This window comes from Bradyrhizobium sp. 155 (genome assembly GCF_023101105.1).
Classification (GTDB): Bacteria; Pseudomonadota; Alphaproteobacteria; order Rhizobiales; family Xanthobacteraceae; genus Bradyrhizobium; species Bradyrhizobium canariense_D.
In genome coordinates this window covers 236,169-259,989 of record NZ_CP064705.1, presented here as the reverse complement: position 1 = coordinate 259,989, position 23,821 = coordinate 236,169, and the positions used below count along the sequence as shown (strand labels likewise).

Annotated in this window: 20 protein-coding genes and 1 pseudogene; 4 read left to right on the top strand and 17 right to left on the bottom strand. The window is 59.6% G+C overall.

The annotated features are described in order from the left end of the window. Positions 1–65: 65 nt before the first annotated feature. The 3 genes from IVA93_RS38680 to IVA93_RS38670 form a co-directional block, all read right to left on the bottom strand. Positions 66–1,115 carry an HD-GYP domain-containing protein gene (locus IVA93_RS38680; protein WP_247547376.1) on the bottom strand — a complete coding sequence of 350 codons (1,050 nt, stop codon included), beginning with the start codon at positions 1,113–1,115 and terminating at the stop codon, positions 66–68. Positions 1,116–1,215: 100 nt separating this feature from the next. Continuing rightward, positions 1,216–1,539 carry a PilZ domain-containing protein gene (locus IVA93_RS38675; RefSeq protein WP_247367273.1) on the bottom strand — a complete coding sequence of 108 codons (324 nt, stop codon included), beginning with the start codon at positions 1,537–1,539 and terminating at the stop codon, positions 1,216–1,218. Further along, entirely contained in the window at positions 1,536–2,639 is a 1,104-nt protein-coding gene (locus IVA93_RS38670; RefSeq protein WP_247367277.1) for a DUF2336 domain-containing protein, read from the bottom strand. Before IVA93_RS38670 ends, IVA93_RS38675 begins: the two co-directional genes overlap by 4 nt. 1,066 nt (positions 2,640–3,705) lie before the next feature. Between IVA93_RS38670 and IVA93_RS38665 the strand changes: the two genes are divergently transcribed. Both IVA93_RS38665 and IVA93_RS38660 read left to right on the top strand, forming a co-directional pair. Next, positions 3,706–4,725, top strand: coding sequence for a cyclase family protein (locus IVA93_RS38665; RefSeq protein WP_247367280.1), 1,020 nt, complete (start codon positions 3,706–3,708; stop codon positions 4,723–4,725). Positions 4,726–4,759: 34 nt separating this feature from the next. Next, entirely contained in the window at positions 4,760–5,773 is a 1,014-nt protein-coding gene (locus IVA93_RS38660) for a sugar ABC transporter substrate-binding protein (protein ID WP_247478116.1), read from the top strand. A gap of 2 nt (positions 5,774–5,775) precedes the next feature. On the opposite strand, the gene IVA93_RS38655 is transcribed toward IVA93_RS38660, so the two are convergent. The 4 genes from IVA93_RS38655 to IVA93_RS38640 form a co-directional block, all read right to left on the bottom strand. Next, the gene (locus tag IVA93_RS38655) at positions 5,776–7,041 is read right to left on the bottom strand and encodes a DUF7453 family protein (RefSeq protein ID WP_247789960.1); all 1,266 of its coding nucleotides are present in this window, start codon (positions 7,039–7,041) and stop codon (positions 5,776–5,778) included. An 83-nt stretch (positions 7,042–7,124) separates the two neighbouring features. After that, entirely contained in the window at positions 7,125–8,063 is a 939-nt protein-coding gene (locus IVA93_RS38650; protein ID WP_247367289.1) for a metal ABC transporter solute-binding protein, Zn/Mn family, read from the bottom strand. Next, positions 8,060–8,875 (bottom strand): metal ABC transporter permease, encoded by an 816-nt coding sequence (locus tag IVA93_RS38645; protein WP_247367300.1) that lies wholly within the window; start codon positions 8,873–8,875, stop codon positions 8,060–8,062. Before IVA93_RS38645 ends, IVA93_RS38650 begins: the two co-directional genes overlap by 4 nt. A 50-nt stretch (positions 8,876–8,925) precedes the next feature. Continuing rightward, positions 8,926–9,657: a metal ABC transporter ATP-binding protein gene (locus IVA93_RS38640; RefSeq protein ID WP_524536890.1), complete on the bottom strand. Its 732-nt coding sequence runs from the start codon at positions 9,655–9,657 to the stop codon at positions 8,926–8,928. Between the two features lie 980 nt (positions 9,658–10,637). Between IVA93_RS38640 and IVA93_RS38635 the strand changes: the two are divergent. Next, positions 10,638–11,125 (top strand): annotated as a pseudogene (locus IVA93_RS38635) (LabA-like NYN domain-containing protein); the annotation flags it as partial. Positions 11,126–12,159: 1,034 nt separating this feature from the next. Here IVA93_RS38635 and IVA93_RS38630 read toward each other — a convergent pair. Both IVA93_RS38630 and IVA93_RS38625 read right to left on the bottom strand, forming a co-directional pair. Beyond that, on the bottom strand, positions 12,160–12,375 hold the full coding sequence (locus tag IVA93_RS38630; RefSeq protein WP_247367295.1) for a hypothetical protein: 216 nt from the start codon (positions 12,373–12,375) through the stop codon (positions 12,160–12,162). A 1,126-nt stretch (positions 12,376–13,501) separates the two neighbouring features. Beyond that, positions 13,502–14,143 carry an OmpA family protein gene (locus tag IVA93_RS38625; RefSeq protein WP_247367297.1) on the bottom strand — a complete coding sequence of 214 codons (642 nt, stop codon included), beginning with the start codon at positions 14,141–14,143 and terminating at the stop codon, positions 13,502–13,504. Between the two features lie 340 nt (positions 14,144–14,483). Here IVA93_RS38625 and IVA93_RS38620 point away from each other — a divergent pair, with 340 nt between their 5' ends. Continuing rightward, positions 14,484–15,911 carry a caspase family protein gene (locus IVA93_RS38620; protein ID WP_524536876.1) on the top strand — a complete coding sequence of 476 codons (1,428 nt, stop codon included), beginning with the start codon at positions 14,484–14,486 and terminating at the stop codon, positions 15,909–15,911. Positions 15,912–16,511: 600 nt separating this feature from the next. On the opposite strand, the gene IVA93_RS38615 is transcribed toward IVA93_RS38620, so the two are convergent. The 8 genes from IVA93_RS38615 to acuR form a co-directional block, all read right to left on the bottom strand. Then, a complete protein-coding gene (locus tag IVA93_RS38615) occupies positions 16,512–16,814 on the bottom strand; it encodes a hypothetical protein (protein ID WP_247789959.1) in 303 nt (100 codons plus the stop codon). 316 nt (positions 16,815–17,130) lie between these two features. Further along, positions 17,131–17,748 (bottom strand): LabA-like NYN domain-containing protein, encoded by a 618-nt coding sequence (locus IVA93_RS38610; protein WP_247777619.1) that lies wholly within the window; start codon positions 17,746–17,748, stop codon positions 17,131–17,133. Between the two features lie 441 nt (positions 17,749–18,189). Beyond that, entirely contained in the window at positions 18,190–18,705 is a 516-nt protein-coding gene (locus IVA93_RS38605; RefSeq protein WP_247367233.1) for a hypothetical protein, read from the bottom strand. Between the two features lie 19 nt (positions 18,706–18,724). Beyond that, on the bottom strand, positions 18,725–18,991 hold the full coding sequence (locus IVA93_RS38600) for a DUF2939 domain-containing protein (protein ID WP_247376622.1): 267 nt from the start codon (positions 18,989–18,991) through the stop codon (positions 18,725–18,727). A gap of 1,313 nt (positions 18,992–20,304) precedes the next feature. Then, entirely contained in the window at positions 20,305–20,796 is a 492-nt protein-coding gene (locus tag IVA93_RS38595) for an ester cyclase (protein WP_247337885.1), read from the bottom strand. 38 nt (positions 20,797–20,834) lie between these two features. Beyond that, a complete protein-coding gene (locus tag IVA93_RS38590; protein WP_247523885.1) occupies positions 20,835–22,043 on the bottom strand; it encodes a trans-sulfuration enzyme family protein in 1,209 nt (402 codons plus the stop codon). 97 nt (positions 22,044–22,140) lie between these two features. Beyond that, the gene (gene acuI / locus IVA93_RS38585; protein WP_247523886.1) at positions 22,141–23,124 is read right to left on the bottom strand and encodes an acrylyl-CoA reductase (NADPH); all 984 of its coding nucleotides are present in this window, start codon (positions 23,122–23,124) and stop codon (positions 22,141–22,143) included. Between the two features lie 13 nt (positions 23,125–23,137). Further along, positions 23,138–23,800, bottom strand: coding sequence for an acrylate utilization transcriptional regulator AcuR (gene acuR / locus IVA93_RS38580; RefSeq protein ID WP_247789958.1), 663 nt, complete (start codon positions 23,798–23,800; stop codon positions 23,138–23,140). Between the last annotated feature and the right edge of the window lie 21 nt (positions 23,801–23,821).

Sequence of the window (23,821 nt, the reverse complement as noted above, 5' to 3'; positions counted from 1 at the left end):
TTGCTATAATTCGCTCCCGATTTTGAGGGAGAAGCTGATGAGGCGCACCGCGAAACGCATCGAAATCATCTGGTGAGCGCAACGTCTTTGAACGAGGATACGAGCGCCTTTTCCAGCTTTCCATTCATGCCGCAGAGAATGCCGTAGGCCGCCTCGCGCGGCATCGTCGGCTTGTACTGCCGGTGCTCGATCAGCGCCGCAAAGATATCCGAGATGGTAAGAATGCGAACGATGTCCGTGATGTTCTCGGCGCAGAGGCCGTCGGGATAGCCGCTGCCGTCGAGATATTCGTGGTGGTGCCGGACGCAATCGAGTATTTCGGAAGAAATTGAGCCGTGCTCCTTCAGCACGTCATAGCCCACCGCCGGATGGGTCTCGACCAGCGCGCGCTCGTTGTTGTCGAGCCGTCCCGGCTTATCGAGAATAGCCAGGGGAATCCTGGCCTTGCCGATGTCGTGGAACATGGCAGCGGTAGAGAGCCGTTCGAGATCGCTTTTGCGGACGCCAAGACTGAGGCCGAAATCTATCGCGATGCCGGTCACGAGCAGGCAGTGTTGATAGGTTCCCTCGTGATGGCGCCGCACGGTCTTCAGCCATTCGGACAGCCCGTGCTCGGAAATTCGGTTGGTGATCATGCGGCCGGCCTCCTTGGTGCCGTCGACGTCGATCCGCTCTCCGAGTGTGACCAAAGTGAACAACGATGCGATGGCGTTGGCCCCGATCTCGACCGCATCGTCAGGCTGCGAGATGTCGCACGGCGAACGGGCTTCGCTCCCGGCCGGATCAGACAGCGCGCCCATGAGCTTGGTCGGATCAATCTTGCCGGGCAAAACGAGGGTGGCGCCCAGCGCGTAGGCCTGCGAGATGCAAACGTGGGAGGTTTGCTCGACGAGGAAGATGCGCTTCCCGGCCTTTGCGAGACGCAAAGCTCTCCTTTTCAGTGCGGCAATGTTTTCGACAGATCGTAGATCGGCACGGATGACCACGGCGGCAGGCGCATGCGGTAGCTTTGCCTCGACGTCGAGCCGCTCGCCCGCGACAGTGAACTGCCTTTCAAGGACCGAGCAGAGCCCGAAGAGCTTATCGGAAGTATCAGCCAGGACATGTACCAACATGACTGTACCTCTTTTTGTCGGGTGCCGGTCTGAATTGGGCCTTGTCGTCAGATTCTGCACGATCATTGCATCAGATTAGAGTTCGACAAGGCTGCTCGGCTCAAGCCTGTTTCGGTGAGGCTCTGTCGCCGGCCGTTTTTGGGGCTTTCTTGCCATCTGCCTGGATGAAGTGAACCCCAGCGATGGTTCCGTCGATCCAGACCAACTCGCAGCGCCGATAGGCCAGTCCCGTGGACGATAGCAGCATGAAGAACTCCTTGGCCTTGAGGACGTCAACCGATCCTTCGACCTCGATCTTGGCGCCGGTGTCCGAGACGTCGAGCAGGACGCAGCTTCGGCGCCAAGTGCCGTCGGAGCCCATCAGGTTGACGGCCTGCCTGTGGTCCATCCGTACCCGAGAGGCCTTGCGACCGTCGAACTTCATCGGCTCGCTCTCGATTTCACAGTGCGATCATCCGCGCCCGCAGAGATTTCTCCCCAACGAACGGACCATTGGCTGGTCGACAGATGAAGCTTTTCAAACAGCTCCTGAGCTCGTTCGCGTCCGCTGAGTGAAAGGCGCGGGCCGCGACTGTTGAGGATGGCCAGCGTCGTCTGCCAATTCAGACGCGACGCCCGACAGGCCATCACCAAGCCTTCGCAATCGGGCTCCGCCATTACGTGCTCGACGACCTCCACGGGTGCTCCGGACAGCACCGACAGCGCGGTGTACAGATTGGCGGTCTCGCTCCGGATCACGAACCGATTAACGGTCGAGTCGTTCAGCTTGCCGGCGCGGTTGAGCGATACGATCTCCGGCCTCGCAGCAGCATATTCTGTCTCGCAAAGGCGCTTCACCGTCACCGGCATTTCGGAGGACGTGGTTGCCCCTGAAAAAGCGCACGGACGCGCGTCGGCCTTCGTGCCGGCTGCTGGTGGTGGAGATGCCGATAGCAGCGCGCGGACAACCATGTCCGGTGTGCCTGGCCTCAAGGCCAGAGCCTTGGTGATCTCGTCATCCTGCTCGGCCTTGCCGATCAACATGGAATAGCCGGTGTCGGAGAATCGCGCCGCTGGATTTCCGATAAGCGCCAGACAAACCTTGCTGCTGCCGCGCTGCAGCAGCACGTCCGTCACCACAATTTCGATCTCGCGCCTGTCAGCAATGGCGAGGAGGTGACGCTCGCTGCTGGACGCCGCGATGCCCATAAGATCCCTCGGCGACAGGGCCGGAGATTGGCGCAGAACGGGGACCGCGATTGCGGCGTCTTCGCATGAGGCAAGACGCCGCAAGGTCTTTTTCGGAGCCGCCCGCAGGTCTGCAAGAGCTGTACTGAGCTCAACAAGTGTGGAGGGGGCCGTCCGGGCGATCAGGCGAACAAGGACCTCATCCAGCAAGTCTACATGCGGCTCTTGCAACCGAGCGTTCCCGGCGACAAGCAGCTCCACGATGCGCCGAAGCATCCGAACACAACGCTCAGATGAGCTCCCCGCAATGGTAGCGTCCAACTCGACAATAACATCGGCTGCGGCAATTCCCGTCATTGGCGGGGCCTTTAGTGTCAAAAGGAACTATGCAATCACACGTATCACGCGCCGAAGTTGTTAACATAGGTTTATGATCTGTGTCTCCCGGGTATCGGGAACCGTGATTACTTGGGAGTATCCTTGAAATCGGCAGGCGCGCCGTTTCCATTGATGACCGAAGCGCCCACACCGAACCTTTGCTCCAACGACATCGACCGGCTTCGCAGCTCGACAAGGTCGTTGAACGTAGGCTTCTCGCCGCACGTTGCGGCGACGCGAGCCGAGCAGATCAATCTGCCAGGGTGCGACATTAGTTCCACCGAAGTCTTTCCGCATCATCGACCCAGCTTGCGCCCGATTTCATGGCAATCGAATTCGCGATGGAAGTCCATGAGCTGCTGATCGTTTGACGAAAGGGGCTGGCGGCCGGCGATCGTCATCCCTCGCGGCGGCGGGTGTTGCTGCTCCATGCAGATGGTTGAGCGGCAATGGGCCTCGCTCGTGAAGCGGCGGCAGGTCATAAGTCGCGATGGGCCGAGAGCCAACCTCCGTTTTGCGGTTTTCGAGTCGAGCCGGTTGGCGCTGCAGTGGCGGCGGAAGTTGGTCGAAGAGGTGCCTGTGTGCTGCTATCACCGCAGCCTGAGCCGCGGCATCCGTCCAGCACCCTTCGACACTTGGGTTCGTGAACCTGCAGCGGCAGCGAGAACCGGACGGCAGGCCCCTTTGAGACTTGCTCGCCCGTCCTGAGAATGTCCGCTCACGGGGTAGCGCGGAACTCGCGGTCATCTCGTGGTCAAAGCGACTCGAATGACACAACTCGGGCATTGACCTGGTCGTAACTGATCCTGCTCGGTTAACGGTACGGGGGCGATACGACCCCGCGCGTCTTCCGCTCAGTTCTGGCTCCGTAAAGCGACAGCGATGCTGTCGCACCGGCTCCGAAATCAACGGAGCTAGGGCTCATCCGGTCTTTTGGGCACCTACCGACCGTCACGAACGCGCAGATTGAAACGGCGCGCTGGGGCTGCCATGATCGTGCACTTCCAAGCAGTCCAGCTGAACTGCAGATCTTAAGGAGGCGACCATGAAGTACAGCGTGATCATTGGCATCGCATTGTCGGCATTGGCGCTCTTAGGCACTTTTGGCATCGCTAACGCTCAGAGCGATTGCAAGACTCTGGTAAAACCTTCTCCGTTCGGTCCAGACGATCAGATCGGAGCGACCAATCGCATTACTCCCGCTGTGACAAAGGCCGCGGCTGCGGAAATCCAAACCGGCGCTGTCGTTCCCATGGCCTACAATCTAGTCGACGGCGTGCCTCTGTTCGGTACCCGCTTCACCAAGACAATGCTGACGACCGCCTCGCTCGTGCCCGGTGCCGAATACGGCAAAAACAAACTGACCTATATGGAAGACACCTATCTCAGTCAAAGCCATGTCGGTACGCATATCGACGGCATGGGCCACATCGGCATCATGGATTGCTACTACAATCAGACGCCGATGGGTAAGTTCGTCACCCAGAATGGCTTGAAGAAGCTGGGGCTTGAAAACCTCAAGACTTTTGCGACGCGCGGCGTGATCATTGACATGGTCAAGGTGTTCCAGGACGCGGGAAAACTGCAAACCAATGCCGCATGCCGAATGCCATGTCTCGACGGCGGCACGGTGATCACCGATGCCGACATTCAGGCTGGTTTGAAAATGTACAACGTCACCCTGCGTGACGGAGATGCCGTTTTTCTACATACCGGCTGGGGCGACCTATTCAATCAATTCCCCGCGCAGAACGCCAATTACAATAAGTCGGAGCCAGGAATTAGCAAAGCCGCTGCGCAATGGCTTGCCGATCAGAAGGTGGTGTTGGTCGGAAGCGACACCTGGGCGGTTGAGGTGATCCCTAGCGAGGATGCGATGGAAGCCTTTCCCGTCCACGCGATCCTGCTGACGGATAATGGCATCCACATCATCGAGAACGTTCGCACGGATTTGATCGCCGCTGAGGCGGCGAGCAGCAAACGTGCGACCTTCTTCCTCTCTATGACCGTGCCGAAGGCGGTCGGCACGACCGGCACCTTCGTCAACATCGATGCAATCCGGTAGCGTGCCTGGGGCAGGGTGGAGCGAACAAGGTCCCATGACGGCGTTTCGGATGGGACGCCGTCGATTCTTGTTGGCCACCCTCGCTGTAATTTCAGCTCACCGCGCTGCCGACGCGGAATCTCGACGCTTCCGAGTGGCCTTTGCTAATTTGAACGAGGAGCCAGGCACGCGGATCGATGGTCTTGGCTTCACCGGCGCGGAGATCCGCCGCAGCTTTGAGCTCGCCTCGCGAAGCTTGCCCTTGGACGTGATCTACTACGACAATGGCGGCGACGCCGACAAGGCGGTCGTCAACGCACGTGATGCCGTCTCCAAAAACGTCGACTTGCTGATCGAGTATAATTCCGATGCGAAAGCAAATGCCGAAATCGGACGCCAACTGAAAGCGGCGGGCATTCCTTTCCTTGCAGTGAATTATTCCATTCCAGGCGCGCCGCTCTATGCCGCCGATAATATCGCGGCAGGCCGGATCGCCGGCCAAGCCCTCGGCAAATTCGCCAAAGAGACCTGGCCCGATCAGACCCTGGTCGCAGCAATCCTCGGCGACGTCTCCGATCCGGGCGCTGCCGTCGCCGCGCGCGTTCGGGGTTTGACGGAGGGGTTGCGGCAGGAACTGCCCGACCTTTCGCCGGTGCAATTGGATAGTGCCGGTCATTCGGTTCGCGCCGGGAGCGTGCTCGCTAAATTTCTAGCCACTCAAACCCGGCGCAAAATACTTGTTGCCGCGCTCGACGATGCCTCGGCGCTCGCCGCCAAATCTGCGGTCGAAACGGCCGGGCGCATGAGCGACTGCGTCATCGTTAGCCAGGGTGCTGATCGCAGCATTCATGGCGGCGCCAGCGAAAAGAAGGAGATTGATCCCGCCAATCGCGGAAGTGTCATTCTGGGGTCGGTCGCCTATTTTTTCGACCGCTATGGCTACGAGATCCTTCCAATCGCCTTGCGGATGCTGCGAGGCGAGCAGGTGCCGCCGCAGATTTTCACCAAACATGTCCTGATTTCGGCGAAGAATGTATTTGCCGAATATCCGCCGGTTGACATGAACTGACCTCAGCTCCCCGGCGGTCCATAATAGTAGATGCCATTGCGGCCCTGCTCCGGATTGGTCATGGTGGCGAATGTCAAGCTGCCGTCTGATCCTGCCGAGGTGACGGAATTGAGCGCGAGGGCGGGAAGGAAGGCACCGTTGGCAAGACGGTCTCCCACCATGGCGACCCGCCGAATGGCTCCGGCGCCTCCGATGTAAATACCGAGGGGACCAGGCGCGTCGTCGACGCCAGCCACGAACGCAATGGTGCCGTCTCGGCCGAAATTCGGCCAAGGGCCGAAGGCGGAAAAGCGACCGCCGCCGGGCGCCGGTTCGCCCGTGACCGCCAATTGTGTCAAACCGCCTGCATTCGCAACCAGTAGCGCCTCGGATGCGGCGCTCGAGCCAAGATGGGCGACGAAGGCTACGTTGTCGTCATCATCGATCGCAGCCCGCTCAGAAAACCGTACCAGCATCTGGCCCCCGGGGGCGGTCTCTCCCGCGCCCACAAGAACGTTCAAACCGCTGGCGCCGACGACAAAAATTCCGCCCAAAATCGCCCCGTGCTCAACGACCGCGGGGAAGGCAACCACTCCCTTGTTGTTGATTGCCGGTAGACCGAAACGATCAAAAGTACCGCCGCGCGGGGCTACGTCGCCGCTCGCCACGAGCTTACGCAATGCGCCCCCGCTATACAGATACAAGACCTGCAGCGTTTCCCGGCCTCGCCTGACCGTTCCCACAAAAGCGATTTCATCGCGATTGTTGAGCACCGGCGTATCGAATTCTGCAAACGTGCCGCTTCGCACACCCGGCGCGTCCGTCCCGCTCAGCGCAATCACTTTAAGGCGGCCTTCCACAACCAGAAAAATCCCCTCGTTGGCACGCGCTCCGGCAACACTCGCACCGAATGCAATCTTCCCGGCATCATTCAACGCGGGAAGTGGATGCCGCGCAAATTCGGACAGCACGCCACCTCCCGGCACCGCATCGCCCACCGCCGCCGCCTTCGTAATCCCCGAGGCGGTTGCAAGGAAAATACCCTCGGCCGCCTTCGCCCGCGCGAGGCTTGCGTAAAACGCAATTTGGCCTCGACTGTTGACGGGCGCAACGATCGGCTGCGAGCCGACGTCGAATCGATCGAAGCTGCCGCCACCGGGCGCGGCCTGTCCGGAGGCGACGACCAGCCGCAACTCATTGACTACTTGAGAGGTCGTTGGCGCTTCAGCCTTGCGGGTGGGTTCTGACAGACTGGCCCATAACACCGCGATCCAAAGGGATACGACCACCGCACCTGCCACCGCTAGGCGGGAACGCGCGCTAGCAAGCAATGCTCCGCGGAAAGGCGACCGTTGGGGGACATCCATTTCCGTCAGTTCTTCATCATGCCGGCTTTGAGCGCCGTCACATCATGACGGAGCATCTTCAGATAAGTGTCGGCTTCCTCGCCTGGCTTGGAAAGGGCGTCACCGTAGAGAGTACCGCCAATCGAGGCTCCGGTCTCCTTGGCCACTTGCTGCATGGCGCGCGGATCGGTGATGCTGTCGAGGAACAGCGCGTGTATGCCCTCCTGCTGGATCTGTCGGGTGAGTCGCGCCAGCTCAGCCGCGGACGGCTCGCTGTTGTTGGTCCAACCATTGATGGACAGCAGCGTAATGCCGTAGGCCTTCGCCAGATATTGCAACGAATCGTGCGAGGCCAGAACACGCCGCTTTGCGGCCGGCAACGCGGCGATCTCGGCCTTCGCCCAGGCGTCGACAGCCTGCAATTCCTTGATGTAGGCATCCGCGCGCGCACGATATTCCGCGGCATTGCCTGGATCGCTTTTTGCCAGGGCGGTTGCGATGTTCCGGACGTAGATGACACCGTTCTTCGGGTCGAGCCAGGCGTGCTGGTCGATCTCTTCCTCCCCAAATTTGCTGCGCGGTCCGCGTTCCTCCGTCGAAGTATGTGTCTTCGCGCCCCTGCTGACGATGATTTTGGCACCGCTGAACTTGACCTGTTTCAGCAGGGGCTCGAGCCAGGGTTCGAACTGGTCATTGAGATCGTTCATGAAGACGATCTTGGCTTCGGCGACATTTTTGCCGTCGGCGAGTGACGGCTTGAAAAGTTCGGTGTCGCCGGCCGGCCCGACCAGGGTGACAAGATCGACCTTATCGCCGGCAACATTGGCGACCATGTCACCGATCACGCTGAATGTCGCCACTACCTTGATCCTGTCTTCCGCGCCGGCCGTGCTGGCGCCGAGCAATATCGAAACGCTGGCAAGAACAACGCGGAACCGAGCGCGGATTGAAAGATCGCTTTTCATGGCTTTTTCCTAAGGCCCTCGGGTTTAAGCCATGTTCGGCCAGCCGCCAGCAGCGACATGCCGTAGATCACTCCCGCGCTGATCACAATGACAGGCCCCGAGGGCAGATTCGCGTAGTAGGAAATGAGGAGCCCGACAAGCGCCGCAGCCATTCCCAAGACCGTCGCAAGGACAATCATCGGGAATACTTTGTTTGTCCAGCAGCGCGCCGCGGCGGCGGGCAGCAGCATCGGGCCAATCGCAAGCAACGTGCCAAAGGCCTGGAAACTGGCGACGAGATTGAGAACCACGAGCGTGACGAAAATCGCGCGGAATGCGCCGCCGCCACCCCCGACAGCGCGTAGGAAAGCGGGGTCGAAGGATTCCACCACCAGGGGTCGATAGAGCGCAGCCACAACGAGCATGGTCGCGCTGCTGATGCTGGCCATTAGCAGCAACGCCTTCACGTCGACCGCAAGCACCGTGCCGAAAAGAACGTGCACCAAGTCGGCTTGGCTGCTGCGTGCGGCGACGATCAGGACGCCGAATGAGAGACATATCAGATAGAAGGCGATCAAGTTTGAGTCTTGGCGCTGCCACCTCGAGCCTGCCGAAAGTGCGGCGAGGGCCGCAACCGCAAGCCCGGTTAGCAGACCCCCGATTGTCAGAGCGGCCAGGGAATAGCCAGCGTAAAGAAAGCCGAGCGCAGCGCCAGGCATGACGGCATGCGACAATACGTTTCCGTCCAGGCTCTCGCGGCGCATGAGCAGAAGTGTACCCATGGGCCCATTTGCCAAAGCGAGCGCGAAGCACGCGACGAGTGCGATTCGCATGAATCCGAATGACGCGAATGGATCGATCAAAACGCCTAGGATCTGTCCACTCACGCGACCAATCCGATGTGCGCGCTCTCTGGCGGATTTAGCGCTTGCTTTGCTCGCGCAAGATTGTCGACCGAAAGCGAAACCGAGGTTTCCCCCCATGCGATGGGCGAACGCGCCAGCAGAAGGGTCGAGGGGAAATATCGGCGTACCTGGTCGAGATCATGCAGCACCGCCACGACGGTGCGTCCTTCTGTCCGCCAACGTTGTAGGATAGGCAGCAGATCCTGGGTCGTGTTCTCGTCGAGCGAGGCGAAGGGCTCATCGAGCAAGATGACGTCGGCGTCCTGCAGGAGCAGCCGTGCAAACAGAGCCCGCTGGAACTGGCCAACGGAAAGTTCAGAGATTTGCTGATCTGCGAGGCTTGAGAGGCCGACGGCCGCGATTGCTTCGTAGACGCTCGCCGCGAGGCGCCGGGGCGGCTTGCGGAGCGCACCGAAATTGCGCCAATCGCCCAGCGCCACGAGTTCTGCGACCGTGATCGGAAAGCCGCGGTCGAGTTCGTCCCGCTGCGGGAGATACGCCAGACGATGGCGCTCAACAGCGGCGCAAGTGACCTCACCGGCGGCAGGCCTAAGGATCCCGGCGAGCGCTTTCAGGAGCGAGCTCTTCCCGGCGCCGTTTGGGCCGACGACAGCTGTGAGGCTCGCGGGCGCAAAATTGCCAGTCAAGCTCTCAAACGCGTATCTATCACCATATCGAACTGAAAGATTGCGAACCGAGATTCCTTCCAGCCGGCGAGTGTGTTCTTCGGATGCGTTGGGATGGTAGCCGTTGTCGAAAAGACGGGCGAAGGCAGCTTGCGCGTTATCTCCAAGCGGCGCGAGCAAGACGGCAAATGATTGCCTGAGAGATGCGGTGCCGGCGCGCACCAGCCCGAGCACCGCGAGATCAGACCAACGTCGTCGCGCGGGATCCGAAGAATTGGCCATTACACGTCCCGGTGAACATGTCAGAAGTAGTCTAGGGAACGCAACTAGGTGGGTCAATCCTGTCCCATGGAGCCGCCACGTGATTAGGATGGTCCTGCTTGGAGTGGCCGGACTAGGTGCTATTGCTGCAGCCGCCAAGAGATCCGCGCCGCTGCCCGCGACCGAAGTAGTCATGGCGCAATCGAACTGGACATGCCGAATGCCCTTGAGCGCCTGGACGTCGCGTACGTTTGGCCCGGCAGTGAAGAGGGAGCTGATTGCCGGGACCGACACCAAAGCAAGCCGCCCTTCCACGGCTTCGACCTTACTCCTCGTCATTGGCGATCCGTACGACCTGAAGGCCAAGGCTGCAAACGAAACAGCCGACCGCACAAAAGGATCAAGAAACTGCGCCGCCGATCAGCCTTTAAAGCAGGCTGAGGCTACACGGAGCCGTTCAGAGGGGCTTGAACCACTCTTAAGAAAGCTGAACGGGATTAGAGGACGATCGGTCGCCCCTAGAGGTCGATTTCAAGGATGAGAATGAAGTAGAAGCCAACGTTGACGAGGAGGTCGAACACGAGGACAGAGTCGCTGATGATGACGATGAAGAAGGCTAACAAGTGAGGAGGGCCGCGCGTGTGCGGCTCGCTTTCTTGTCGGTGCTTCAAGGATTGTGGGCACGGGTGAGTTGGCCAGCCATTGCGCTGCACAAAATTGCGAGCAGGGCGAGAATACCGGAAGGCTGACCCAGCCGCGAGGTCTACCGAATTAATCTTTTTGAAGGCTAATGGTCCCTAGGTAGTCGCGGTACGCTTCTACGCGCGTTCTACTACACCGCCATTATCGAGGACCAAGAATTCTCCTCGATCCGGCCGCTGATCGATTGGCTCGACTACAACGGCTACAGCGTCGTCACCAAGCCGACTAAGGAGTTCATCGACGCCGGCGGCCGCCGCAAGGTCAAGGGCAACATGGACATCGAGCTTGCCGTTGATGCTATGGAGCTCGCCGAGCATATCGACCAGATGGTTCTGTTCTCCGGTGACGGCGACTTCCGCTCGCTGGTCGAGGCCGTGCAGCGCCAGGGCGTGCGGGTTACCGTGGTGTCCACCGTGGCCACCCAGCCGCCGATGAGTTGCGCCGCCAAGCCGACGTCTTCACCGACCTTGTCGAGCTCCAAGCTAAGATCGGTCGGGACCCGTCCGAACGCCCGGCTCCGCGCGAACGCGAGTCGCGCTATCAGCAGCAATTCCCGCGGCGCGAGACCGTCGCGGGGCTCAAGGGATAGCGTGCTCGAGGAGTGAGCCCCCCGTGGCGCGATCCAGTCATTAGTACAAGCTCGGTGCCGGCGCACGTGGCCCCGGAGACAAGGCGCGGCGAATAAGCCGGCATTTGCGCCGGGCTGATCGCCAATATGGTTCGGTTCTCAGGAACGGACGAATTAGAGGATAGTCTTGGCGGCCGGTCGGTTCGGATTCTGACATTGCGCTGCTTGCTCGCGAGCTTCGCATGGTCGCGTTGCGTTTCGCGGCTCCTCGACACGCGCGCGATGATGCCGGGCGCGCTTTAGCACGCAACAAAGCCCTAGCAAGTAGCATCCGAAACTGAGGTGAAACCCAAACTGAAACCAGTGCCGGTCAGCTTCGTTGCGGAACCTATACTGGCTGCCGCTAAACGACAAATTGGTTATCTTCGATAATCATGATGACTCCATCGCAAAATTGAAAAATATGCTTGGGGAAAACATGGGAGGTTGGAATGGAAGCTGCCCGCCGCTTTCGCGCAATGGCGTTGCTTTGCCGGCAGAGTGCCGCGCACCAATCTGAGAGAAGCTGGAAGCTGCTCGCTGAGGCAGAGTACTGGGAGCATCTGGCGGCTGCGGCTTTGGCTCACTGAGGGGTCGGCCGAGCGGTTTTTCGTCCTTACTCTTTATATCGACTTCTTAGTTCAAGTCATAATTTGAGGCCGGTCATGTCCAGTATGCGTCAGATTTATACTTGTGCTGTTCTGAATGAACGACTCCAAGCGCTTCTGGCGGGGCTTAGAGAGGTGGAGAAGCTTCGAAGTAAGCTCCGACATGTAGAAGCGCGAGCAATCGGCAGAAGACGGCGTACCAAAGCGGGCAGCAGAGCAAGAGGCGCTTAGAGACCCGCCGGGCCCGAAGGGTGGCTTGCGTTGGCTCACTCGCGCGATTCATCCTCGCATCTGCCATTATTTGGCGGAAGACTGGCGCCTTCATCGCGCAGTAGCGAGCCTCAGCGACTGTGGCCCTGCGACATGTCGGCAACCTGCCAGGCCGGCGTGCCTCACAATGTTCGAACGTCAACTCGGCAGCGAGACCGGCCGTCTATTCAGGATCGCGCGGCCACCCCGATTTTCGTTCGTCGTTGCACCTCGGAACACGGCAACAAATCGATCGCCTTCCCAAAGCTCAACGTCGTGCTCGCCATGCATTTGCTCGGCTCGACGCCTCGCCGCCTGCTCGTCAATGCCGTCGAGCTTCGCGACGCAGATCAGTTGCCGGCTGCTGTCCACCACGAATGCTTTGTACCGCATTACGCAATCCGATCCCAACGGGGGACCGTCATCGTAATCGAATGTCCGTCTAAGGCGGTGGGCAAACTAGGTGCAGGCGCGCGGAACCTTTGTACCTGGCAATTCGGCTATACCTGCAGCGATCGCGCGGCGGCGCGCGTTCGTGCCTAACCTATTGCGCTACCGCACTGGCTTAATCTCACCGCGTGCAGAAGCGTGCGGCTCGAGCTCGGGATTGAGAAACCACGAAGCATCATCAGCAGCACACCTAGCCAAGTTGCCGTCCAGCTACGTGCCTCGTCGTGCGCCTTTGCACTGCGGCGCTTGAACGGAAACCACTGAGAATATCGCTCCTAGGTCGAGAGGAGGGAACACCGACATCCGTCCCGTCGCTGATCTTGGGGCGCAGCACTTCGTGCACCATAAGTGCCCATCTCGCTGCGCAAGATGTCTGGCGCCTCGATTGCGTGGGATTTGAGCTCGGCAACAATCTCCTGCGGCAGCGTGAAGTCGCTCAGCTGTTGGTCGCAATGACGGGCGAGCGGGCGAGCAGCAGCACGGCACTTTGCAGGGTCTGTTTGCCGTTCTCGATCGCATTCTCCCTGAATGGTGATCGTGGTGCCGACCTTCCCGAGATTCGAGTTCCAGCGCTACAAGCCAAACCAGCGGACGCGCGACCAGTGGACCCGCTGGTGGAAAACGTGCGGCAAATAAAGCGGAAACGGCTCCCAATAGGCATAGCGTTGGGAGCGGCGGTATACATGCCGTCGGTAGGGACGCGCTGCCGTGATGGTCGGCTTTTCGGACGCTGTATCGGTGGTGTTTGGCACCAGCGACGGGCGCGGCACCGAGGCAGGCGGCGATCCGCCCGGGGGCCGAGTGTTAGCTTCTGCAGCGGGCGCGCTCGCGGCAGGCGTTGCCGGAGGCGCAGGAAGCACAGCATCTTCCGCACGACTTTGTGCATAGGTTGCGGCAAGAAGCATAGTTGCGATCGCTAATCTGGCAGGGGTCGTTTTCATGCGAAATCTCCCAAATGAACTTTTGTGGTGCAAGCTGGCACTCACGCCGAGAGGACGGAGCGACCTCGAAGGCGCCTAGCTGCTCGAAGTCTCGATCAGACTGGGACATTTCATTTTGAAGCGGTCTTCGTTTCCATATTGACGACCTGGACCCGGCGGTTGACCGCAGCGTCAGGATGATCTGAATCCTTCAGCCTAGTCTCGCCATAGCCGACGGTAACGAGATCGCTGCCGGAGAGACCGTAGTGCTCGACCAGATAGCGTTTGATGGCGTCGGCTCGTCGCTCCGAAAGATCCTGATTGAAGGCATCACTGCCAATCGCATCGGTGTGCCCGGCGACCACAAAAACGGAACCTTTCAGGCTCGGATCCGAGAGGGCCTTCCCCAGCGCCTCGACGGAGGTCAGGGAGACCGGACTGATGGCGGCTGAGTTGAAGTCAAACTTGATCTCCAGATCGATATTTGGCTTGGTCGAGGCGATCTCCGCGATCTCCTCGCGTTCACTCGACGACAGGGAGCGGGTCTTGCGGTTACGAACGGTGTCCAGGACGGCATCTGTGTGCGCCTTTGCAGACGGGTCCGCTTGCGGAGAAACAGAAAGGCTGCGGGTCAGCGGTTTCGGCTTCAGGGCAGAGAAGATCTGCTCGGCCGAGACGTTGACCTCCCCGGCGAGCGCAAATCCTGCTGTCATCGAGAATGCAGCACCGAGCGTAATCGCCTTGATTGCAGAAAGCCGATGAAAACGCGTCATGATCGTATCCCCTGGTAACAATGTTCAGTTGCTGTGGTCAGCATAGATGCATCCTGGAGCCAGACTGTGACCCACGTCACGCACACAACAATTAGTTTTCGATTGGGCGACGTTCGCATTGGCTTCAGCACCGCTCTCCCTTGAGCTTGGCCCTTGGCGGCCGCGTTCACGAAGAATAAGCTTGCAGGTCTGGGAGAGCGCGCAAGCCAGTTCGATCAAGGCCCACGATACCGGCGTGATCTAGATCACAATCCGCTCTCCGGGATCGGTTCAGTATTGCACTCAACTGTCCAGTTGGCGGGAATGGAGCATCATTTGCGGCAAGCGAGGAGACACGATCATGCGCTTCTTATTTGCAACATTCATGCGCTTTTTGATCGCAACATCAACGGCAGCAGCTCTTCTAGCGAGCGCGAATGCAGCCCTTGCTGAGAAGCGCGTCGCCTTCGTCGTCGGCAACGGCGCCTACAGACACGTGACGCCATTGCCCAACCCGCCGATCGACGCCAAGGCGATGGCGGCGACGCTGCGCAATGTCGGCTTCGAGGTAATCGAAGGCTCGAACCTCACCCGCGATCAGATGACCGCGAAGCTGCTGGACTTCGGCCGCAAAACACAGGGCTCCGACGTCGCCGTGTTCTATTATGCCGGCCACGGAATCGCGGTTGACGGCAGCAACTATTTGCTGCCCGTCGACGCCGACATCAAGTCCGAGATGGACGTCAAGCTTGGCGCGGCCATCAATATCGACGTGACCCTCGACCAGACCATGAGCGACGCCAAAGTCAAGCTGGTCTTTCTCGATGCCTGCCGAGACAATCCGTTCGCTGCCAAGATTAAGGCCAACTCAACCACCCGCAGCGTCAACGTGCAGAGTGGCTTGGCCGAAATGAAGTCCGGCGAAGGCACTCTGATCGCGTTTGCAACTGGCCCAGGCCAGACAGCGCTCGACGGCCAGGAGGGCAACAATAGCCCCTTCACCCGCGCGCTGGTCGACAACATCGCCAAGCCGGGGGTCGAGATCCAGCAGGCGATGACCTCAGTCCGCGCGCAGGTCAACGAGGAAACGCAAAAAGGTCAGCTTCCCTGGGGCCACACCAACCTGATCGGTGCCGTCTACCTCAATCCAGCGCAGCAGACTCAGCTCGCCAACGCCGCACCGAGCACTTCCACCAGCGCACCGGCCGCCAGCACCAGCAGTCATTCCGACGGCATCGAGCTTGAGTACTGGCGCTCGGTGAAAGAGACCAACAAGCCCGAAGAACTCAACGCATATATTTCGGCATATCCAAACGGTCAGTTCACGGCGTTGGCGCTGGCGCGGCTCGCTGCCATCGAGAACGGCCCGTCGACCACAGCCCGTAACCTTACCTCCGGTGTCGATCCTGCTACCTTCACCGATGATGCCAGCCAGCTCACCGAGGATCAGATCGGCCTCGACAAGGGTCAACGCCGCGACGTGCAGCGTCGCCTCAACGGGCTCGGGTTTGACAACAAGGTCACTGGTGCATTCAACGGAGATACCCGCTCGGTCCTCAAACGATGGCAGGCCGCCCGCGGCTATCCCTCGACCGGCTATCTCAACAAGCTCCAGCACAAGGCGTTACTTGGGGAGATTGTTGCGAGCAACTCGGGAAGCAGCGACGAACCTTCCGAGGACAAGCCCGCCCGGCGAGCGCGCCGGAGCGGCGGCGGTGGCGGGGCGGGGGCGGTGGCGGGGGCGGTGGCGGAGCGTTTGCAGGTCCGGGGCAGCTTTTCGGAGGTATGATGCGCGGTATGTTTCGACGGTAACACGGTGATCAAGGACCTCAGGTTCAAGTTTTAAGATCATTCCAAAGCGAGGGCCGCAATACTTAGGGAAGCTTGCGCCGCTCGTGCTAGAAATTGAAACTCTGGTCTGTGGACCCGGTGGGGAGACCAGATTGAACCGCTGGCATCCATTGCCGGCAGGATGACGATCGAATTCAGTGTTAAGTAGCTGATGTGCTGCGACCCGCCGATTTATCCAAATGCTGCTTACTCCAAACGTATCCATTCGGCGTACGCCGCAGTAATCTGCATAACGCTGTGGTAGGCTCGCGCCTTCCAGATCAGCTTGTGATCAATATTGCGCAATTGCGCAGGATGACGGGCATTTTGAGGTCGACCGACCGCAGCCAAAGAAAGACCCGACGCGCTAACAACTCGGTGAACTTGGCAACGGCGACCCGAAGCATAGACACGGCGCCGCTACTTCGCAGTGATTTCTCGGACGATGCCTGGTTTTGCAAGATGCTCAATCGCCTTAGCCAGAGTGGGCCTTGAAAGACCAAGCTCCATTGTGGTCGCAGGGACGGAAAAAAGCGGACGCTTCTTCAGCAGTTCGTGCTCACGTAGGTCGATGCTGCAGGCCGGCCGAGTGCCGATGTGGCTCGCCGGTCCTTCTCGAACAAGTCCAGAAGTTGGCCGGCGGTGTCAGTTGCCTGCGTAGCGGTTTCGACAACGCCTTCAAGGAAAAACAAAATCCAGCTATCCCAATCGCCGGTCTCGCGGACGCTCTGGAGGAGTTCGTAGTACCGCTTCCGGTGAGCCTTGAAATAGAGGCTGAGATAAAGCTCTGGCTGCTTGAGCTCGCCGCTTCGCAGAGCTGGAAGGTAATGAGCAGGCGGCCAAGGCGACCAGTGCCGTCCAAGAAGGGATGGATCGTTTCAAACTGGACGTGCGCTAGATGTGGCTTTGATCAGAAGGGGAATACCCGATGCTCTGCATGAAAAGAACGCTCCAGTGGGCGACCTAGCAAGGGGGATGCCTGGGCGCTGACATAGAAAGTCAGAACCGATGCCAATTCTTGGCACGACTTATGCTCGGGACTTGCCACCGGGATTTTGCTCATCCCCCGGGGCTGGGAAGCCGCCGCCTGCGATTATTCAAGCAGGCGGCGTTTTTTCTTCTGAAATCGATCGTGATTAACCTGCTCAAATTGATCGAAACACGCGCGCCTTAGCAGTCTAATCGTGTGGGTCGTTTCCTTTCGGCTCTTGCAAGAATTTCGGCAGGTGTGCACGCGCTTCGCGGTCACGCGGAGCGGGGCGTTCGGACGGATCGCGACCGAGCTTGGACTGCAGCTCGACGAGGTCCGTGAAGACGTCAGCCTGGCGGCGCAGTTCGTCGGCGATCATCGGCGGCTGGCTGGCGATAGTGGAAATCACCGTGACCCGCACGCCGCGACGCTGAACCGCCTCGACCAGGGAGCGGAAGTCGCCGTCACCCGAGAACAGCACCATCTGGTCGATGTGCTCGGCGAGCTCCATGGCGTTCACAGCGAGCTCGATGTCCATGTTGCCCTTGACCTTGCGGCGGCCGGAGGCGTCGATGAACTCCTTGGTCGCCTTGGTGACGACGGTGTAGCCGTTGTAGTCGAGCCAGTCGATCAGCGGCCGGATCGAGGAGTACTCCTGATCCTCGATGATCGCGGTGTAGTAGAACGCCCTAAGTAGCGTCCCGCGGCTCTGAAACTCCTTCAGCAGGCGCTTGTAATCGATGTCGAAGCCCAGAGTTTTTGCCGTCGCGTAGAGATTGGCTCCATCGATGAAGAGCGCGATCTTGTCGGTAGAGGAAGGTGACATTCGATTCACGCCTTCAGTGGAGCAGCTCGGAGCAAGCCTGGAAGCATCTCGGATACGCGATGCGCACGGGCGGTCGCATTCTATATAGATCACTACCGGAGATCGTCGAGTAGACGGACGCTTAACCTTCTACTTTTTTCAAATGGTATCACGCCTTGGAAACCCGACATTAGCCGAAAGTTGGGCTGTCAGATTTGTAATGTGTCTTGTCTATTTCCAGGTCCTTATTTCGGGGTGCTCGCGCCATGAGAGTTGGCGATTTTGCTCTCTTTGATCTTTGGATTGATCGGCGCGGCCGCGGCTGGCGGTGGTCTGTTTCGAGTCCATCCGGAAACCTTTTGTTGGTCGGAAGGGAGAGAAGCCGGTCCGCAGCGCGTTACATGGCTTCTCGAGCCATATTCCAGTTGCTGCTGACCGCTCCTTATCGCAACGGAATGAGATCTAAAGATAGGTCGGCACGGTGGCATCGACCTGAATGCCAGCAAGGGCTTTCGGAGGTGCATCGCCTGGGCCGAGACGGACATCCCGGCCATTGAGGCGAGTCTGCAGACGCCGTCGGAGCGGGTGACCGGATAGAAGCGGGGTGCCACGGAGACCTTGAAGGACTGGTCCACCGAGCAGACCGGCCACCCGAACGAGATTCCGAAAGCGCTTCGTCGCAAGCCTCATCGCCGGGAGCCGGTCCACGATGTTGGTGAGAACCTTCGGTGGCAGCCCGCTGCCAGAAAGCTTCCAAGTTGGCCCTTCAAGATGCATGCTGATGCTGCCTGCCTCCTGGCCTCCCCCAAGCCGCAATGCAGACTCGACGGGCTTCACAAAGGTGATCCGTCCGGCCAAGGCAAAGATGTTCGAGATGTCGAACTCGGCCAGTGACCACATCGTTCCGAAAGTGAAGTTCTCCGCCGCGTTGCGAACAGGCCCGCTTTTCAGAAGTAGCGACAGGTTTTCCGGCGTCATGAGCTTGGCTGCCAGATCATCAGCGATTCGTTGCACCAAATGCGTTGATGGCTATTCGCTCGATCGGTCGCAGCAGGCGTTTTTGTCCGAGCCGGTCCAGGTAGGCCGTCATCACCTGGTCAACGATGGAATGGCGGACGCGGGGCATATCCGTCCGAGCCACGATTTTCGCAATATCGTCACCCCGGACGGCGGAAACCAAACCCACCAGCGAAACGAAAGCCGATCCGCCATAGATTCCTACACAGACCAGGACGGCCAAGACGACGCCGATCAGCCATTTCATGGAATTGCAATGGAGCCAAATGAGCTTTGTTCCAAGGCCCGCGCGCCGGACGCTCGTTAACAGTCGCCAAAGGCACTCACTAGACCAATCGAAATGAGAACGACCGCAAGGCACGTCCATAAGGCTGGCGAGCTGGAGCCGATACCGGCAATAAAGATCCCGACGCCGAGGACGGCGATGAATACCGAGATCGCATAGGCAACCGCTTTATCCATTGGTCTGAGGGAGGCTTTATGGGCATGCGACTCTCTGGATGTCGATATGTTCCTATTGAGCGGCCGGCTTCAAACCAAAGGACTGGTGCGGGATTTGACCGGCGGTTTCGACGTCCCTCTCGTCCGAGATGCGCCAGGCTGACACTCCGAAACAGACGGTCAGGAATACGGCCGTCACCAACAGCAGTTGCTAAACTTCAAAGTCGAGCCCTCTTACTTCGCGGGCTAGTCGAGCAACGCCGTGGCCGAGGGGGTGAATGGCGACGTATCTGCATCTTGTTGGCGAGAACGTCCCTGGCGTACAGCCCCTTCTTCTAGGCAGGAAACGGTTCGAAGGTCACAGCCCTTCTATTGCTGCTGGCCCTTGGCGACGGAGCCGTCCTCATCGTCGGCTATGGGGCCTTTGCGGCCGCGCATAGCTATTGACCTTAGGAATCTGTGGTGGTCGCCGGCTCATGCTGGAGGGCGAATGGCAAATACGAAGGCCGCAGCGGGAGGTTTAAACCGCTGCGGCCTGCGCACGGTCGAATGAAGCCGGGTTAAAAGGACCAAGTGAAATATGTAGCCAGCCCCGGTGACAAAAATCTGCCCTAGCTTTGTCTCGTTTGCAACCACCATTTCGGCGGAACCGAACTCAACTTAACGGGCATTTAGTTCCGAGAACGGAACGATTTTGCTGTTCTCCCGACGAGCCAGAGCTTGGCGGTGCCAAACGACAAACCCAAGCAGTGGACCGAGGGCGCGGTAGACGCTGATCAAACCTTCGGCTTGGCCGCGGCTGAAATCTTAACCGAGCTTTGAGGTACATCGCGTGCGTAAAACGCGCGACAGGAGACATCGACATTTTGCTGCGAAGCGAGAGGGGTGCTGGACACAGAGTAGCCGTAAAAGGCGCTGCTACAAGTCCTCTATGCTGGCTCCGCCAAACCCTACGGAAAAGCAGGGAATGGTGAGGCCGCCGCGTCTTACCGCACAACGAGGCGCCCGCCCTGAGCGGATACTCTCGACGTCTTCGTTCTTGAAGGTTGGAGGCGTATACATCGCTTGTCTGCGTTTCCAGAGGTGGTCCGCTCGGCGCGAAGGGTCATGGAGCATGGGCTACTTGTTTGTTGTGAATTCCGGTTCGCTAGTCGCATCCGGCGCGAGACGACCGATCAGTCCATGGATGTCGCCCAAGACCCACAGATCGCTCACCTTGTCGCCTCGAAACGTGAAGATCGGCGCACCGTACCACCACACGTGGCGTCCGGTGGGCGCATGGCCGAACATCGGCTTTCGATGGATGCCGTGGAAGCGCAGCTTGCCCGAGACCACGTTGCCGTCCTCGAAGAGATCAAGGATGTCAGACGTATAGTTCTCGAGAGAGTCTGTCACCCATCGGACGTAGTCCGCGAACTGATCGAAGCCGACCAGGACGGGGCCGAGCGAGCCACGGAAGGTGAAGCCAGGCTGAAATATTTCGGGAATTAGAGCAACGTCCGCATTGTCCCACATTTCCTTGTAGAACTTTCGGACGATCTCTTTCTGAGGGCTTAGAGTATTCCGAGCAAAGTCCATGGCGGGCTCGAGTCCTGGCGGCGGCGCAATCATCTTTGGCCTCTCCTTGACGTACGTTCGTTGCGGGCGACCTAGAGACGATTCAGGGACTGCTCAAGGTCGCCGAGCAAATCTGCCTCGTCTTCCAGACCAACCGAGAGGCGAATCAGGTCATCTCCGACTCCCCTTTGCAGGCGCGCTTCGGGACGAACGGCGCGCCGGGCATGAACCAGGCTCGCGGGATGCATGATAAGCGTTTCAGCATCTCCGAGACTGACGGCAAGCGTAACGAGCTTGAGGTGGTCGAGAAAACAGCGGGCGGCATCAAAACCCCCGCGTAGACCAAAGGACAGCATTCCAGAGCCCGCTGACATTTGTCTCTTTGCGATTGCATGCCGCGGATGGGACGGCAGAAATGGATAATTCACCCACTCTACCGCCGAGTGGGCATCGAGCATGTGCGCAATCGCAAGTGCGTTGGACCCGTGGCGGTCCATTCGAAGAGGAAGCGTCTTGATCCCGCGCAAAATCAGAGAAGAAACCATCGGCGACATGACGGCACCGGTGATGTAGCGCAAGCCGCGATCACGTATTTTGTCGATCAACTCGGTCCGTCCCAGCAGAGCCCCTCCGAGAACGTCTCCATGCCCGCTGATATACTTGGTAAGGGAGTGGAGCACGATGTCCGCCCATTGGAGAGGCCTCTGCAGTGCGGGAGATGCAAATGTGCCGTCGACGATGACCAAGAGGCCGGCCCGCCGAGCACGTTGCGCAATGGCTTCGATGTCGAGCACGTCTCCTGTGGGATTGACCGGCGTCTCAAAGTAGATGGCTCTACTGCGAGATGTGAGAACAGTATCCAGATTGGCGGGGTCATTGAGATCGACAGGGATGGTCTTTATGCCGAAGCGCGGCAAGCCCTGTTCCGTCATGGTCGTCGTATTCGAATATAAGGTCCGATGGACGATGAGTTCGTCATCTTGGGATAGGAGCGAAAGTACCAGGGCGCCGAACGCGGCCATTCCCGAGGCCAGTACGACGGCGTCTTCGGCACCCTCCAAGTTTGCCAAGCGGGATTCCAGCAATGCGGTCGTCGGGTTGAACTCCCGCCCATACAGTTTGCCCCCCAATGCGGCCACCGCATCTAATTCGGCGACGCTGTCGAAGGCGAAGGTCGAGGTCATATGAATGGGATGGGATACCGCGCGAGAGTGATGGGCAGGGTCATACCCATGGTGGATCGCTCGCGTCGAGAACCCGAACGCAGGTTCATCCGTTCCAATTCCTTCCGAAGCAGCCATATTTGGGGATCTCCCATTTTTGGACGAGCGGTCATTGCTTTCAGATTTGCCCCGAGGCGGACCGCCACGGCCGCATCTCTCTACTTTTCGGACGATGTCATCTATTGACGTTGACGACGGTGCGCCCGCGCACTTGGCCACTCATCAGGCCGCGAGCCGCGGCGACGACCTCATTCAGACCGATCTCGACCGCCGTCTTCTCCAGATCGGCTTCGGTTAGCAAGGAAGCGAGACGATCCCAGGCTTCGACGCGTTCTGCCTTCGAGCGGGTCACGCTGTTGATGCCGAACAGCGCCACTCCTCGCAGGATGAAGGGGGCGACGCTTGCGGGAAATTCCAATCCTTGCGCCATGCCGCACGCGGCGACCGCTCCGTCCGGTTTGATTCCGGCGCAAACATTGGCGAGCGTATGGCTGCCTACAGAGTCGATCGCGGCGATCCATCGTTCCTTCTGCAGCGGCTTGCCGGGCTGTGACAATTGTGACCGGTCGATGATCTCGGCAGCACCCAGGCTCTTGAGATAGGGCTCCTCGTCCGGTCGGCCGGTCGAAGCCACGACGCGGAAACCGAGCTTGTGGAGAAGCATGATTGCGATGCTGCCGACGCCTCCGCCGGCCCCGGTCACCAGCACGTCGCCCGCGCCTGGACGGATGCCATACTTCTCGAGGGCTACGACCGACAGCATCGCGGTATAGCCCGCGGTACCGATGATCATCGCGCGGCGGGAAGGCATCGAGGGCGGCATCTTGATCAACCAATCGGCCTTGACCTTTGCTCGCTGCGCCAGGCCGCCCCAATGTTGTTCGCCGACACCCCAGCCGTTGAGAACTACCCGGTCCCCCGGCGTGAAGGTCGGGTCGGAGCTCGACGACACCACGCCAGCGAAGTCGATCCCGGGCACCAGCGGGAAGGATCTCACGATCGGGCCCTTGCCGGTAATCGCGAGTCCATCCTTGTAGTTCAGCGTGCTGAACTCGACTTCGATCGTCACCTCACCGTCGGGGAGGCGGCTGTCCGGTAATTCAGCGACGTCGGCGCGATATCCCCGCTCGTCCTTCTCGATCAACACGGCTTTGAACAACTCGAACTCCTCTTCACGATTTTCTTCTGGACCTGGCCTTCGGCTCGTCCGGACGCGGCAGGCCGGCGACGAAACCGGCGATGAAGGTATCGAGCGGGAGGCCGTTCTTGACGAGGCGCGCCCGCATCACCGCTCCCTCCCAGCCGATCCAGAAAAACTCAGCCAGGGCATCGCAGTCCGCGCTGCCGATCTCGCCAGCCTCGTGTGCGCGTTCCAGGCAACGCGCCACCTTCCGCTGCCATCCTTTGACGATCTCGTCCAAGGCGGACCTGTAATCGTCGGGCAGCGCTTCGACCTCTTGGCTGAGGTTTCCGACGAGGCAGCCGCGCGTATAGCTGTATTTCGCCATGCCCGCTTTGGCGCCTTCGACGAAAGCTCGCATGCGCGCCAACGGCGCAAGCCTTCCGTCGTCCAGCGCGCGGTCCAGCTTGTGTCGGAAGAAGGAGTCGTAGGCCTTCATGATTTCGCGGCCGTAGTCGGCCTTGCTTTCGAAGTAGTGGTAGAACGAACCCTTTGGCACGGTGGCGCGGCGCAGCAGCGCGTCCAGGCCCGTAGCTGCAAAACCTTGTTGGGTCATCACCTCCATTCCGCAGCGGATCAGAACGTCGCGGGTCGGCGCATAGCCGACTTGATTTCGGCCCTGCCCATTGCGGTGGTTGTCTGTAGATTTCGCCATTTTGTGTTCTCTATAGACCGA

Coding starts and splice junctions, on each gene's coding strand:
- IVA93_RS38680 (WP_247547376.1), bottom strand. CDS start 1,115: ATGTTGGTACATGTCCTGGCTGATACTTCCGATAAGCTCTTCGGGCTC.
- IVA93_RS38675 (WP_247367273.1), bottom strand. CDS start 1,539: ATGAAGTTCGACGGTCGCAAGGCCTCTCGGGTACGGATGGACCACAGG.
- IVA93_RS38670 (WP_247367277.1), bottom strand. CDS start 2,639: ATGACGGGAATTGCCGCAGCCGATGTTATTGTCGAGTTGGACGCTACC.
- IVA93_RS38665 (WP_247367280.1), top strand. CDS start 3,706: ATGAAGTACAGCGTGATCATTGGCATCGCATTGTCGGCATTGGCGCTC.
- IVA93_RS38660 (WP_247478116.1), top strand. CDS start 4,760: ATGACGGCGTTTCGGATGGGACGCCGTCGATTCTTGTTGGCCACCCTC.
- IVA93_RS38650 (WP_247367289.1), bottom strand. CDS start 8,063: ATGAAAAGCGATCTTTCAATCCGCGCTCGGTTCCGCGTTGTTCTTGCC.
- IVA93_RS38645 (WP_247367300.1), bottom strand. CDS start 8,875: ATGCGAATCGCACTCGTCGCGTGCTTCGCGCTCGCTTTGGCAAATGGG.
- IVA93_RS38625 (WP_247367297.1), bottom strand. CDS start 14,143: ATGACGCGTTTTCATCGGCTTTCTGCAATCAAGGCGATTACGCTCGGT.
- IVA93_RS38620 (WP_524536876.1), top strand. CDS start 14,484: ATGCGCTTCTTATTTGCAACATTCATGCGCTTTTTGATCGCAACATCA.
- IVA93_RS38610 (WP_247777619.1), bottom strand. CDS start 17,748: ATGTCACCTTCCTCTACCGACAAGATCGCGCTCTTCATCGATGGAGCC.
- IVA93_RS38605 (WP_247367233.1), bottom strand. CDS start 18,705: ATGACGCCGGAAAACCTGTCGCTACTTCTGAAAAGCGGGCCTGTTCGC.
- IVA93_RS38600 (WP_247376622.1), bottom strand. CDS start 18,991: ATGAAATGGCTGATCGGCGTCGTCTTGGCCGTCCTGGTCTGTGTAGGA.
- IVA93_RS38595 (WP_247337885.1), bottom strand. CDS start 20,796: ATGATTGCGCCGCCGCCAGGACTCGAGCCCGCCATGGACTTTGCTCGG.
- IVA93_RS38590 (WP_247523885.1), bottom strand. CDS start 22,043: ATGGCTGCTTCGGAAGGAATTGGAACGGATGAACCTGCGTTCGGGTTC.
- acuR (WP_247789958.1), bottom strand. CDS start 23,800: ATGGCGAAATCTACAGACAACCACCGCAATGGGCAGGGCCGAAATCAA.